This window comes from Desulfovibrio sp. (genome assembly GCF_047607245.1).
In the GTDB taxonomy this organism is placed as follows: domain Bacteria; phylum Desulfobacterota; class Desulfovibrionia; order Desulfovibrionales; family Desulfovibrionaceae; genus Desulfovibrio.
Map to the genome: position 1 here is coordinate 1 of NZ_JASGDK010000018.1, position 13,312 is coordinate 13,312.

The window sequence follows — 13,312 nt, forward strand, 5'->3', positions numbered from 1 at the left end:
CACCAAGGTTCGTGGCGCGGCTCAGACTTTGCTGCAAGGTGAAGCCGGGGTCAGCGAAGTGCGTTCCGGCTCCGAATCTCTTTTGCTGCTGATGGCGCCCGGTACAGATTTTACCGCCATCTGTAAACGCCTGGAAAAAAAGGTGCCGGCTCTTCTTAAGCCCAAAGCTGAAGTTGCTGCTGCCCACAGGGCTGAAAGACGCTCGCAGTTTGCCGCAAAGCAGGCCGCACGCAAGGGCAAGGCGCGAGGCACAGGTTTTGGTGATATGCTTGGTGACATGCAGGTGCCGGCCTTTTTGCAGCCCCTTGTGTCTGGAACCGGCAACGGCAAGATTATGGGGATAAGCCAGCGTAAATTTGCGGTACGGGCCATGTTTGGTGCGGGCAGCCTTTGCCTGCTTACCGGGCTTGCCGGCGGCAAGAGCCTGCATGTGGCAGCTGGACTGGCTTGGGCGGCGCTGGCGTCGCGGCATGTATGGGTGCGCCGCAAGGCTTTGTAGGATCCGTAAAAATTATCAATGTAAAGGGCTGGGGCGCTACGCTGCCCCAGCCCTTGTTTATGGCTCCAGCCCACGCAAAGTAAAAAAGCCACCCGCAAACGGGTGGCTTTTACTTGTTTTGATGCGGTTATTCAGCCTTGGCGTTATCGCCGCCTTCAGGCGCGTTTTCCGTTTCATGCCGGCCCGCCACAAGGTTGCGGTGCCCAGAAATGATTTTGGGTATCACTTCTGGTTCAGCCAGAGAAGTGGTGTCGCCAATATCTTCATAGCTGTCGCCAGCTATCTTGCGCAGCATGCGCCGGATGATCTTGCCCGAAGTAGTCTTGGGCATGCCGTCCACAAACTGAATGTATTCAGGGGTAGCCAGAGCGCCGATATCACGCCGCACAGCATCACGAAGTTTGGTGCGCAGGTCGGCGCTCCACGGCACTTCGTCACGTGTGACCACATATACATAGATACCTTCGCCCTTGAGGGCATGCGGCATGGGAACGACTGCGGCCTCGCCCACTTCGGGGCAGGTGGCCAGCACTGCTTCAATTTCTGCTGTGGAGAGGCGATGTCCTGACACGTTGATGGAGTCGTCAATACGGCCCAGAATCCAGAAATATCCGTCCTGATCTATTTCAGCCGCGTCGCCGGAGGCATAGCAGCCAAACCGCGAGAAGTAAGACTGGTATTTCTCTTCATCATTGAAAACGCCTTGCATCATGCCGGGCCAGGGGCGGCGAATAACCAGATGTCCGGCCTTGCAGCCCGCTTCGGGTTCTTCACCATCTCGTGCCGCTGAACCCATAACCGTAGCGTCAATGCCGGGCAGGGGCTTGGAGGCAGAGCCTGGCTTGAGCTTTGTTGCATAGGGCATGGGAGCGATCATAGCTCCGCCTGTTTCCGTCTGCCACCAGGTGTCTACGATGGGCAGCTCGCCGCTGCCGATATGCTTGTGGTACCACTGCCAGGCTTCAGGGTTGATGGGTTCACCCACGCTACCCAGAATGCGCAGGCTGCGCAGGTCATAGCGCTCTGTCCACGCCTCGTTCATACGCATGAGAGAACGTATGACGGTGGGGGCAGTGTACAGAATATTGACGCGAAAGTTTTCAACAATGCGCCAGTAGCGGTCAGGATAGGGCCATGTGGGTATCCCCTCGAACATGAGAGTCGTGGCCCCCAGAGACAGCGGTCCGTAAACACCGTAGGTATGCCCGGTGATCCAACCTGCGTCGGCGGTGCACCAGTATACGTCGTCATCGCGCATGTCGAAGCACCACTGGGTGGTGTGGGCTGCATAGGTCAGATACCCGCCTGTGGAATGCATGACGCCGGTTGGCTTGCCTGTACTGCCGCTGGTATGCAGCAAGAAGAGCGTGTCATTGGCATCCATTGGTTCACAGGGAAAGTCGGGATTCAGAGTAAAGTCGTCAATAAGGTCATGCCACCAGATGTCGCGGTTGCGCTGCATATGGACATTCTCAAGCCCAGCATGCTTGACCACCACCACGTGGGCCACAGACGGGCACTTTTCGAGAATGGGATCAAGGTTGGCCTTGAGCGGCTTGAATTTTCCGCCGCGCACGGCTGCATCCGCCGTGATGACAACGCGCGCCTTGCAACCCTGAATGCGGCTGCGCACGCCGCCTTCGGCATAGCCGGAGAAGATGGCCGTGTGTATGGCTCCAATGCGGGCGCAGGCCAGCATTGCGATGAAAAGCTCGGGGATCATTGGCATGTACAAGGCCACATGATCGCCTTTGCGGATACGCAACGAGCTCAGTGCGTGGGCTACCCGGCAGACTTCAGTGTAGAGCATCTGATAGGTGTAGCAGCGGACATCGGTTTCTTTTTCACCCTGCCAGATGAGGGCGGCTTTGTTGCGGCGACCTGAAATAAGGTGTCTATCTATGCAGTTGAATGAGGCGTTAAGTTTGCCCCCGGTAAACCACTTATACTTATGATTTACCTCATCAGCTTCTAGTACCTTGTCCCAGCGCTTGAACCAATGGACCAACTGCGAAGCTCGAGCACCCCAAAAGTCACTGGGGTCTTCCAAGGCACGGCGGCACAATGCATCGTATTCTTCTGCTCCGCATACCCAGGCAGATGTTTTGCCGTGCTCTGGTGGAAGATAGCTGCGATTTTCATTCAACAGTGTCGTGATCCGTTCCTGAGACATGATCCAGACCTCCATCCTGTCTAAACAGTAAATTGAAAAGTTGAGAGTTCGCCATGTTACTCGAGTAAAGAGATTTTAAATAACAGTCAAGAGCCAGATTCTTGTTTGTGCTTTCAGTCATAGTTGTGAAAAAAGTGTCAAAATTACAAAAAATTGGCAAATTCTATGATGTTGTGCGGATTGTAACGCCATTACAATTGAAGAAATTTTTCACAATTATAGAATAAAAAAAATAAAAATTTCTTAAATTTTTTTGGCAGATTGCAATCTCGTAGACAAATAGCCACTTTGTCGAGCTTGTTCGCCCACAATGGCGCTTGGCTTGGGGGGCACCAGAGCATTTGCAGGTGAAGTGCTCTGGATATGGTGACGGGACTTCAAGGCGCGTCTTAAGGAGATAAATGCTTCGCGCCAGAGTGAAAGGGCTTATATGCAGAGCGGCCGCAGTGAGGTGAACTAGTTGATTTTGAAGAAATCCAGCTGGTCGGCGCGGATTTTTGCCAAATCGTACTTAACACCGCGCGATGCTTGCGTGGGCTGGCTTGCAATTGAAGCAACCGCGATCAGTTTTGCAGTTTGGCAAAAAAAGCTAAGATGCCTGCCCTTTATGCAGGAGTGTCGATGAAGATATTTTAGACAGTGTCGCCGCGAGATGAATGTTCTTGTTATATAAGGGGAGACGACTCTTTTATGCAGGGAGTGTATACTGAAGGTATACAACCGGAATAAAAGAAAACATTCGATGCAGAAATAAATGGAAAGGTGCTCGTACCGACACTGTCTAGAGTTAGGTGTGGGAAGTGCTGGGCTGCATGAAACCCCGGTTGAGCAGCAGGTGTGCCAGTTGAGTGACAGGCAGGCCCACCACGGTGCTCCACGAACCTTCAATCTTGTCTACAAGAAAGGCCCCGTGTCCTTGAATGGCATAGGCCCCTGCCTTGTCGTGGGGTTCGCCCGTGTTCACGTAAGCCCGCAATACGTCTTCAGGCCAGGGATGGAAGAATACGCGGCTTACATCGCTGAAAACCAGCTCCTCCGTGTCCATAGGGCACTCCGCTGCATCCATAGACGCATTGCCAACGGGCGACGGCAACAGCAGGCATACAGCGCTGATGACTTCATGCCCCCGTCCTGTAAGGCGTTGCAGCATGCTCAGAGCATGGCGGGGATCATTTGGCTTGCCCAGAATGTCGCCGTCCACAGCTACGACAGTGTCGGCAGCAAGAATAATCGCTTTGCTGTGAAGCTGTGTCGCCCCAGTAGCGGATGCGCCGAGCAGGTTCGCAGCCACGGCATGCGCTTTGGCTGTGGCTGCTCTCCGGGTATAGGTATCAGGACTTTCCCCTGGCTCGGGAAGGGGTTCGGCACCATCCGGACGGGCCAGCTCAAAGGGGAGCCCCCATTCTGACAAAAATTGCCGGCGGCGTGGTGAGCCCGAAGCCAGCAACAGTCTGTAGCCAGCGGTCAAAGTGAACAGCGCTGAATGCTGAGAGGATTGAGTGGTCATTGTGGTGCGCGGGCAAATACTGGCATGCGGCCGTTACGCCGGGGCATGGCTCAGAAGTTCCCTGTCCTGCATGTCCAGCACTCGGAACAGGCGGTTTTCATAAATACCATAGCTGCGCGGGGCGTCGCCCTTGGGCAGTGACAGGGAGCCGGGATTCCAGAAGTGCAGCCCGTCAAGGGTCTCGCCGCGCGGAACGTGGGTATGGCCGCGCAGAAGAACCGTGCCGGGTTTGAATCCGGGGCAAGGGGGATTTTCCGGCAAATGGTGCCCGTGGCTTGCGAAGATGCACAAACCGTCGGCTTCCAGCCATGCCGAGTCGGCTACGTTAAAGGGCAGTAGCCCAAGATCCACTTCGGCATCGCAGTTGCCGCGCACCGCGGTAACAGGGCAGGGCAGAGCCGTCAGATCAGGCATTTCGCGCATTACCGACTTTGTGTCATAGCCCAAAGGCAAAGGATTGCGTGGGCCGTGGTACACAAGGTCACCCAGCAGCACCAGCATATCGGGTTCCAGCTGACGCGCCTTTTCCACAAGAAAGCGCAGGCTTTCGATGGAGCCGTGCAGGTCGGAGGCAATGAGCAGACGCATCAGGAGCGTTCCTTTGCCTGGGGGTGCTGGGCACTCCAAGTGGGAAGGTCTACCGCTTCTTCCACCAGCATGACGGGTATATCTTCACGGACAGGGTACACAACCTGACAGGCTGCACAGGCAAAACCCGCCGCGTTTTCATTTTCTTCCAGAGCTGCAAGGCCGCCGAGGCATTTGGGGCAGGCCAGGATACGCAAAAGTTCTTCAGTGTTCACGGGCATATATTTTTCCTCTTATATCGGCGTGGGCAAAGACTATACAGCGATGCCCCGTTCAGTTCAAGGCTTGCACCCTATTGATATTTTGCGTTATTAATAAAAACTCACCTTTAGTAAGGTTTACGGTGTATGGAACTTATTGACCTGCATACCCACACTACTGCCTCAGATGGTACCGATACTCCGGCGTTGCTTATGTCCAAGGCGGCCCAAACAGGGCTTAAGGCCGTGGCCGTCACAGATCACGACACGCTTTCTGGCCTGGATGAAGCAGCCGAAGCCGGGCGGGAGTGCGGGGTTGAACTTATTCGCGGATGTGAAATTTCAACGGGCACAGAGCTCGGCGAGTTGCATATTCTGGGGTTGTGGCTGCCGGAAAATCCTTTGGTCTTGCAGGAAAAACTGGCATTTTTGCGGCTCAAACGCGCCGAACGCAACGAAGGCATAGTACGCAAGCTTCAGGATCTTGGGCTGGACATTACAATGGAAGAGGTATTGGCCACTGCCAAGGGTGAAAGCGTGGGAAGACCCCATATCGCAGAAGTGCTGTTGCGAAAGGGGTACGCTAAAAATTCCCGTGAAGTGTTCAAGGAATATCTGGGATGCCACGGCAAGGCCTATTTGCCCAAAGAAGTGCTTGAACCTGAAGAAAGCGTGCGCCTTCTGGCAGATATGGGGGCAACCGTGAGCCTGGCTCACCCCATGCTGTGGAAAGGCCCGCCCGGGTGGATAGACACCCAGATAGCGCGGCTCAAGGATTGTGGCCTGAACGCCATTGAAGCCCTGCACAGCGAACACTCCGAAGCGGATGTGCGCGCCTGCCTTGCATTGGCCAAACGCTTTGGTCTGGGAGTCAGCGGTGGATCGGATTACCACGGAGAAAACAAACCCGCCATCCAGCTTGGTAAGGGCTATGGCAAACTTCGGATTGGCGTTGATGTGCTGGACAGCCTGCGCGAGCGGCGTATTGCAGAGGGGTTGCCTGTCTGACCCATTTTGTGCCCGGCCGTTTACCTCATTTTCTTTTAGCAGTTTTGTTTCTTTTTTTCGTATTTTGTCAGGTCGGCCAGGTTTTACTTGAAGTCCGTCATTTTCATTATGCCCCAGTTGTTTTTCAACCAGCCTTTTTCCTTATCTATTTTTTGACATGAGGCATTTTCACGCCTTGCGAAAAACTGTTCTGCGCGGTACAGCGGCTTGAAGGCAATTCTTTTCCCCCTTGCCCTGCAGTGTACCTCGCCGAGGCGCAGACAAAAGATTCGCGCCGGGCGTGCTGGTTACGACAGGCAATTTTATGAGCATTTACCGGAAAAACAGGCATGCGTATCTTACATAAGCAACAGCATTTGCCGCCTCTTGATGGTCCACGGCTGGAACCCCACCCCTTTCGCGCCGCAGGCATGCCGCCTGACAAAAGCAATGGCGCGCCGCTGGTGCCAGTGAACCGCCGGGAACACGGTCTTGAGGCCCGCCGTACCGATCTGGCCGCAGAGCAACGTGGCGAAGGAGCAGCCGTGAATACCGAACACAAGGACGGGGACCGAAAACCGCCCCACGGCCCTCACGACGCCTTTGAATTCCGCCAGCTTGGCAAGGAAGACTTTGAGCAGTTTGAAGCCTTGCTGCGGTACGCCTTTCAGGTGAGCTCGTCCGAAATGGCCCGCATCGGCTGGTCAGACAGGGAAATGAAACTTTCCAAGAAGCCCATTTTTGAGGCTTCTCATGTGATGGGCTGGTTTTACAAGGGGCGTCTTGCTTCGCAAGTGGTCATTTACCCGATGGAAGTGAACGTTCAGGGTGAAATTTGCAAGATGGGCGGCATTACTGGGGTAGCAACCTATCCCGAGTATACCGGGCGTGGGCTGATCCATTCCCTTCTTGCCAAAAGCCTTGAGCATATGCGCGACCAGCAGCAGATCATCTCTTACCTTTGTCCGTACTCCATTCCTCTTTACCGCAAGCACGGCTGGGAAATAGTGTCAGACAAGATGACCTTTGCAATCAAGGATACGCAGCTTCCGACGCGGCATCCCGTGGAAGGTCAGATAGAGCGCGTAGACATTGAAAGCGAGGATCTGCACAAGGTTTACAAGTATTTTGCGCTTCAGGAGCATGGCGCGCTCATACGCGGCGCTTTGGAGTGGGAAGAATACTGGCGCTGGGATTCGGACGACGTTATGGCGGCGGTATATTACAGCGCCGACCGTAAGCCCTTGGGCTATGTTATTTACTACATTGAAAACGAGGTTTTCAGCATCAAGGAGATGGTCTACCTGAATCAGGAGGCCAAATACGGCATTTGGAACTATATCAGTGCGCATTTTTCAATGATTACAAAGGTCGAGGGCGCGAATTACACGGGTGAAGCCATGGCCTTTCAGCTTGAAGACAGCGAAATTGACGAAACAATTCAGCCGTATGGCATGGCGCGCATTGTAGATGTGCAGCGCTTTATGGAATTTTATCCGTTTCAGTTCAGTGATCCCAGACTTACCCTGGATTTTGAGGTCAAAGATCCCATTGCTCCCTGGAACAACGGCATATTTCATGTGAGCTGGCAAGACGGCGAGGCTGTGTGCGAGCAGGTGACCACATGTCATTCCGGGCACCGTATCGCGCTGGATATTCAGACCCTGACAACTATGCTTATGGGGTACAAGCGGCCAACCTATCTGTACAACAACGACCGTATTGATATGGACTATCACCTGCTCAAGACGCTTGAAGCGTTGATTCCTCCAGACAAGCCCTATTTTTCAGATTATTTTTGATATGAAAAAGGCGCACCAATGGCGCGCCTTTCTTGCATCTGAATCAAAACTCTGAGTGAACATTGGCCTTTCTAGGGCAACTTTTTGTGGAAATACAATTCTCCACAAAATTCATGAGTCCACGGGGCATCGCGCTGTGTGCCAAAATGAAAAAATCTGCTTTTCCCAAAGCTGAGAGCTTTACTTTTTGATGCTGCGCAATGCGCGTTTGCAGATACGTTCCGTTGCCTTACAAGGGCGTTCCGCCAGCCAGCGGGCGCAGATATCCTGCACCCATTGGGGCTGAGATTTGGATGCGTCATTGAGCCAGTTGCCCACGCTGTCCTGCACATAGGGCGCAGGGTCTGCCCGCAAAGGTTCCAGCACGGGCAGGCCCAGGGCCGGATTTTGCTTGAGTGTTTCCATATGGCTGCACCAGACCCCGCGCGGGCGAATGCTCTCGCTGGCGAAGCGGCGCACCCTTTCGGAGGGATGAGCTGTCCAGCCGCTGAGGTGAGCTATAGCGGCATCAAGGTCTTCAGTAAGATGAGGCCGAATGGCCATCCAGACCCATTCACGCACGCCGAAGTGTTCGTCGTCGGCCAGGGGGCGTACGGCTTCCAGCCTTTCCCCAATGTTCGCAGCGGGGCAAAGCGCAAGAGCAAAGCAGGCCCAGCCGCGCACCGTGTCTGAAGGGTGCGTCATTGCCGGAGCCAGTCCGTCGGGCCCAAGCGCGTCGAACAGCAGCTTTCCTGCCACCCGCATACGTTTGGAAACGCCCTGGTCCGCCATTTCACGTAGAGTTTCAATGCCGCTGGCGGGCACAGCTGGCATGGCAGTGGCCATAAGAACAGCAAAGTCTACAGCAAGAGCTTCGGCCAGATTGCTTGAAGCGGCCTGACCGCTGTTAAGCTGGGCCAGCCTTTGGTTGTCTATGTTCATAGGGGGTCCAGTTTGGCCTGAAGCGGCCTCGTACACAGCATTGTGTTTTGGGGGGCGTAAAATGACGGGGTGGCCCCGCAATGCGAAGCCACCCCTGCCACCTTATATGTTTGATTCCAGAAAAGCCTGATAGGCCCGCACGGTGGTGTGAAGGTCCGCGCAGCTTGCCAGCTCGAAGGGGCTGTGCATGGAAAGTACGGCAGGGCCAAGGTCAATGACGTGCATGCCGTAGGCCGCAAGAAAAAGCGCCACAGTGCCGCCGCCGCCGTGATCCACGCGGCCCAGTTCCGCAGCCTGCCAGGGGATGTTTTTGCTGTTGTACAGGTTGCGCAACGCGCCGAAGAACTCGGCATCGGCCTCGCTGGCTCCGTACTTGCCACGGGAACCTGTGAACTTTGAGAAGCAGGGGCCGTAGCCCAGTTGGGCCGCATTCTGCTTTTCATGTACTTCCTGAAAGTCCGGGTCCAGAGCGGCCTGAACGTCGGCAGACAGGGCGCGGGTTTCCATAAATACGCGAGAAGCTGACAGGCCGGGAGCCCACGCCTGGGTCAGATCTTCAATGCAGTATTGCAGAAAGCGCGAAGCTGCGCCGGTTGCACCGTCCGAGCCGATTTCTTCCTTGTCCCAGAAGATAACGGCCATGCTGCGTCCTGTGGCTTCGGCTTCCAGTAGCGCTTCAAGAGCGCTGAAGACGCAGATGCGGTCGTCCTGCCCGTACCCGCCTACCAGAGCTTTGTCGAAACCCACAAACCGCGCCGGGCCAGCGGGCACGGCCTGAAGTTCGGCAGTGATCAGGTCCTCTTCTGTAATGGCGTATTTTTTGTGCAGAATTTCAAGAAGCTGTGTTTTGATGGGATCCTTGGGCGCTTCATCCTTTTTGCCTTTGGCGGCTTTGGGGCTGTGCCCGAGGATGATGTTGAGCTTTTCGCCTTCAAAGGCATCGCTTACTGTTTGCGTGGCCTGCTTCTGAGCCAGATGGGGCAAAAGATCGGCAATGCAGAACACAGGTTCGCCGGGCTTTTCACCAATGGTGACTTCAAGGACAGAACTGTCGGCCCGCACCACAACGCCGTGCAGGGCGAGGGGACGCGCCAGCCACTGGTACTTGCGTATGCCGCCGTAGTAGTGGGTTTTGGCCTGAGCCACGCCGGGCTGTTCAATGAGGGGGCGCTGTTTGAAATCAAGGCGCGGCGTGTCGGCGTGGGCGGCAAGGAGGGCAAGCCCCTGATCCAGAGGCAATTTGCCGCGGCGGGCGGCAAAGATGGCTTTGCCGCGCATGGGCCGCATAACGCGGTCGCCGCTGAAGTCTTCAGTGTAGCCTTGCGCGCTCAGGCGCTCACGAACGTATTCCACTGTTTCACGCTCTGTCTTGCAGCGCGTGATAAAATCCATATAGCGAAGAGCCAGAGACTCCATTTGCTTGCGGGTCTTGGCGTCTGCATCTTCCCAGGCATTCTTGGGTTTGTAGGCCAGAATTTTTTCCATGATGTTTTCCTTTATGCCCTTGGGGCAGCGATCATTCTTGATACCTATATAAGTCCGTTGGCGGCCAGGGCCAGTGCCTCGCGCAACACGCGCAGCAAAACTGGTCTGTCCGCAACGTCCAGTGTGCGGGGGTCAAGGCAAAAACTGTCATTTTCCAGCCTGCCTATGAGCGGTGGATCAGTGCGCAGCAGCGCGGCCTTGAGCGACGTTGGGCTGCATGCAGCGGGCGTGATGCACACAAGGGTCGTGGGCAGGTCGTATTGCGGAAAAGCGCCGCCGCCCACGCGGGAAACATCGGCTTGCAGGCTTATGCGGCAGGATGTTTCCGGGCTGGAATTAAGGCCTTTGCGCAGGGCAGTAGCCAGAGACCGGGCAGCCTTGTTCAGTTCGTCGGCAGTGCGGCAGATCATGCGCAGGGTGGGCACGCTTTCCCGGGCCTTCTCCGGATCAAGATAGAGGCGAAGCGTGGCTTCCAGTGCGGCAAGGCAGAGTTTGTCGCAGCGCAGGGCGCGGGTGAGCGGGTTGCTCTTGAGCTTGTCTATCATGTGCTTGCGGCCAGTAATAATGCCTGCCTGCGGACCGCCAAGCACCTTGTCGCCTGAAAATGTGGCGATGTCTGCCCCCTGAGCCAGCACAGAAGGAACCGTGGGTTCGTTGGGCAGGCCAAAGGAGGAAAAATCCGTCAGGCTGCCGCTGCCAAGATCTTCAATGAGTGGAAGGTTGTGTTCTTTTGCCAGCTCTGCCAGTTCTGGCAGGGGCACGGCTGAGTGGAAGCCCACAATGCGGTAGTTTGACGTGTGTACGCGCATGAGGGCACGGGTATTTTCATTGATGGCGGCGCGGTAGTCCCGCAGGTGGGTGCGGTTGGTAGCCCCGACTTCCCGCAGGGTGGCTCCGCTTTTTTCCATAACTTCAGGAATGCGGAAGCTGCCGCCTATTTCCACCAGTTCGCCGCGTGAAACGACCACTTCGCCACCCTTGCAGAATGTGTCCAGCACAAGCAGTACGGCGGCGGCATTGTTGTTGACCACCAGGGCGGATTCAGCCCCTGTGAGACGGCACAGCAGATCTTCTACCAGGGCATGGCGGCTGCCGCGTGCTCCGGTTTCCATATTCAGTTCCAGATTGCAGTAGCCAGTGGCGGCGGTGATGACAGCCTCTCGGGCCTCCTTTGCCAGTACCGAGCGCCCCATGTTGGTATGCACCACCACCCCGGTTGCGTTGAGGGCCGCGCTGAACCTGTTTCGCAGTCCTGCCCGGACATGGGCCAAAAGGTCAGGCAGGCGGGCTTCAAGTGCCAACTGACCGGCAGTGCTGTATCGGCCATCCCGGATAGCCTTGCGCTGCTGATCCCAGAATGCCGTCACCAGATCGCGGGCAAGGGAACGCGGCGCATCGGCCATAAGAGGATCGGCTTCGCAAAGGGCTGCAAGGCAAATATCCACAGCCGGGATGGCGCGAAAGAGATCATTCATGAGCTTTTCTCCCTTGGGCTGAAGCTGCGGGCGAAAGATACGCGGGGTAAAGGCTGAAAAATTCAGCCAGCAGGTAAAGCGAACCTGTGATCAGCACTGGCTGGGCTTTCGCGCCGGAAGGGGCAATAGACGCGGCGTGTGCAAAGGCTCGGGCAAGAGCCGCAGCTAGCGCGCCGTCAACATCCAGCGGCATAGCCGCCTGGGTATCCGTTGGCACGTCGGGCATGGCCTGAGCCTTTGCAGGTGGCATGCCGTTGAAAAACTGCGCCACATCTTCCGCTCTGGCTGCTCTGGGATTATGCAACGTAGGCACAAAGATGGGAACCTCCCCCAGCTGTTTTTTAAGCATACCTGCCGCTGTTTGCCAATCCTTGTCGCCCAGACAGGAAAAGACCACGGCTGCGGGCTTATTCCCTGTATGCTGCAAGGCCTTGATCAACGCTGTCATGCCGTGGGGATTATGTGCACCGTCCAGTAACAGGGGAGGCATGCTGTCTGTGGCAGGCACATATTGCAAGCGGCCAGGAATGAAGGCCTTGGCCAGACCCTGCTTTTGCAGATGCGTGTCTCGCGGATTTTTATCGAGCATGGGAGCCAGTTGTTGCCATGCGGCCAGGGCCAGACCTGCGTTGTTTCTCTGGTGCGGCCCCAAGAGTCCTAACTCAAGGGAAGCATCGACAGCGTCGGCCCAAACAAGCGGGGCCTTTTGAGCAAGGGCGGCGGCTTCAAGCGTGCGGGCAGCTTGCGGGAACTGGCGGGCTGAATATACGGGGGCCGCCGAACGGATGGCTCCTGCCTTGTCAGCGGCAATGGCGGCCAGGTTGGGGCCAAGCACGTCTTTGTGGTCCATTGCTATGGGGGCAAAGCAGAGCATGTCGGCGCTGATCGCGGTGGTGGCGTCGTGGCTGCCGCCAAGCCCGGCCTCCAGAATCGCCACATCTACCTGTTCTTCCGCAAAGGCCAGTAAAGCCAGTACTGTAATAAATTCAAAATAGGTCAGCTCCGGCGCGGCGTTCATAACCTTGTTGGCCTGCGCCGCCCACAGTTCTTGCGGCCAGGGTTCGCCGTCAACGCGGATGCGTTCAGTGGGGCTGACAAAGTGTGGCGAAGTATACAGGCCCGTGCGCAGGCCGTGGGCAGCGCACAGCGAGGAAAGAAACGCCGAGGTGGATCCCTTGCCGTTGGTGCCGAGTATCTGCACGGTCACAAAGGGGGGCCGGGCGAGGCCCAGGGCTGACAGGGCACGCCGCATGCGGTCCAGGCCCATGTCCATATGGAATAGTCCCAGACTGTCCAGATGCCGCTCAATTTGCGTGAAGTTGTTGAAATGCTGACTCATGGGCAGCACGGTACCTCAAAGGTGGGCGGCTGTCAGCGTTCTGGAATCAATTCATCCCGCACAGAATGTTGAACAACTGCTATGGAAATATCTGGAGCTGTTGCGCCAGCTCGCGCTCACCGCATTAATTAGACTCGTCTGCAAAAGGCTTGTTGGGGCGGGCAATTCAGAATTTTTTTGAGGTCTCAAGGAAGCGAGAGTATGGTATACGCGCCGCAGACGGGAATTTTCTTGAGGTTCACGGTGGTTCCCAGAAAGATTTTTTTGAAGAAAGAACCAACGCAGACGTAGGCTGTGCAGGGATGGAACTGATGCGAAAAACTGTGCGGGTATTGC

General features: G+C 56.0%; 11 protein-coding genes. 3 read left to right on the top strand and 8 right to left on the bottom strand.

From position 1 onward, the window contains the following. The coding region (locus QM579_RS01595; protein WP_414997481.1) for a hypothetical protein at positions 1-499 on the top strand (499 nt) is incomplete at its 5' end. Positions 500-626: 127 nt separating this feature from the next. Here the strand turns inward: QM579_RS01595 and acs are convergent. From acs to QM579_RS01615, 4 genes are all read right to left on the bottom strand, one after another. Continuing rightward, positions 627-2,672, bottom strand: coding sequence for an acetate--CoA ligase (gene acs / locus QM579_RS01600; protein ID WP_414997482.1), 2,046 nt, complete (start codon positions 2,670-2,672; stop codon positions 627-629). A gap of 787 nt (positions 2,673-3,459) precedes the next feature. After that, complete coding sequence (locus QM579_RS01605; RefSeq protein ID WP_414997483.1) at positions 3,460-4,179, bottom strand: Maf family nucleotide pyrophosphatase; 720 nt, start codon at positions 4,177-4,179, stop codon at positions 3,460-3,462. A gap of 33 nt (positions 4,180-4,212) precedes the next feature. After that, the gene (gene yfcE, locus QM579_RS01610) at positions 4,213-4,767 is read right to left on the bottom strand and encodes a phosphodiesterase (protein ID WP_414997484.1); all 555 of its coding nucleotides are present in this window, start codon (positions 4,765-4,767) and stop codon (positions 4,213-4,215) included. Continuing rightward, positions 4,767-4,988 (bottom strand): Trm112 family protein, encoded by a 222-nt coding sequence (locus QM579_RS01615; protein ID WP_414997485.1) that lies wholly within the window; start codon positions 4,986-4,988, stop codon positions 4,767-4,769. Before QM579_RS01615 ends, yfcE begins: the two co-directional genes overlap by 1 nt. 126 nt (positions 4,989-5,114) lie before the next feature. On the opposite strand from QM579_RS01615, the gene QM579_RS01620 reads away from it, so the two are divergent. Then, the gene (locus tag QM579_RS01620; protein ID WP_414997486.1) at positions 5,115-5,975 is read left to right on the top strand and encodes a PHP domain-containing protein; all 861 of its coding nucleotides are present in this window, start codon (positions 5,115-5,117) and stop codon (positions 5,973-5,975) included. 329 nt (positions 5,976-6,304) lie between these two features. Then, positions 6,305-7,756, top strand: a complete 1,452-nt coding sequence (eis, locus tag QM579_RS01625; protein ID WP_414997487.1) for an enhanced intracellular survival protein Eis — start codon at positions 6,305-6,307, stop codon at positions 7,754-7,756. A gap of 180 nt (positions 7,757-7,936) precedes the next feature. Here eis and QM579_RS01630 read toward each other — a convergent pair whose 3' ends face one another. From QM579_RS01630 to QM579_RS01645, 4 genes are all read right to left on the bottom strand, one after another. After that, positions 7,937-8,677: a HEAT repeat domain-containing protein gene (locus QM579_RS01630; protein WP_414997488.1), complete on the bottom strand. Its 741-nt coding sequence runs from the start codon at positions 8,675-8,677 to the stop codon at positions 7,937-7,939. A gap of 102 nt (positions 8,678-8,779) precedes the next feature. Then, the gene (locus QM579_RS01635; protein ID WP_414997489.1) at positions 8,780-10,162 is read right to left on the bottom strand and encodes an aminopeptidase; all 1,383 of its coding nucleotides are present in this window, start codon (positions 10,160-10,162) and stop codon (positions 8,780-8,782) included. A 44-nt stretch (positions 10,163-10,206) separates the two neighbouring features. Further along, positions 10,207-11,637 carry an L-seryl-tRNA(Sec) selenium transferase gene (gene selA, locus QM579_RS01640; protein ID WP_414997490.1) on the bottom strand — a complete coding sequence of 477 codons (1,431 nt, stop codon included), beginning with the start codon at positions 11,635-11,637 and terminating at the stop codon, positions 10,207-10,209. Further along, the gene (locus tag QM579_RS01645; protein WP_414997503.1) at positions 11,630-12,976 is read right to left on the bottom strand and encodes a bifunctional folylpolyglutamate synthase/dihydrofolate synthase; all 1,347 of its coding nucleotides are present in this window, start codon (positions 12,974-12,976) and stop codon (positions 11,630-11,632) included. The genes selA and QM579_RS01645 overlap by 8 nt, the downstream gene beginning before the upstream one ends. Positions 12,977-13,312 lie beyond the last annotated feature (336 nt).

Bases quoted from the DNA above. Each gene is read 5' to 3' on its own strand.
- acs (WP_414997482.1), bottom strand. From the start codon at position 2,672: ATGTCTCAGGAACGGATCACGACACTGTTGAATGAAAATCGCAGCTAT.
- QM579_RS01605 (WP_414997483.1), bottom strand. From the start codon at position 4,179: ATGACCACTCAATCCTCTCAGCATTCAGCGCTGTTCACTTTGACCGCT.
- yfcE (WP_414997484.1), bottom strand. From the start codon at position 4,767: ATGCGTCTGCTCATTGCCTCCGACCTGCACGGCTCCATCGAAAGCCTG.
- QM579_RS01615 (WP_414997485.1), bottom strand. From the start codon at position 4,988: ATGCCCGTGAACACTGAAGAACTTTTGCGTATCCTGGCCTGCCCCAAA.
- QM579_RS01620 (WP_414997486.1), top strand. From the start codon at position 5,115: ATGGAACTTATTGACCTGCATACCCACACTACTGCCTCAGATGGTACC.
- eis (WP_414997487.1), top strand. From the start codon at position 6,305: ATGCGTATCTTACATAAGCAACAGCATTTGCCGCCTCTTGATGGTCCA.
- QM579_RS01630 (WP_414997488.1), bottom strand. From the start codon at position 8,677: ATGAACATAGACAACCAAAGGCTGGCCCAGCTTAACAGCGGTCAGGCC.
- QM579_RS01635 (WP_414997489.1), bottom strand. From the start codon at position 10,162: ATGGAAAAAATTCTGGCCTACAAACCCAAGAATGCCTGGGAAGATGCA.
- selA (WP_414997490.1), bottom strand. From the start codon at position 11,637: ATGAATGATCTCTTTCGCGCCATCCCGGCTGTGGATATTTGCCTTGCA.
- QM579_RS01645 (WP_414997503.1), bottom strand. From the start codon at position 12,976: ATGAGTCAGCATTTCAACAACTTCACGCAAATTGAGCGGCATCTGGAC.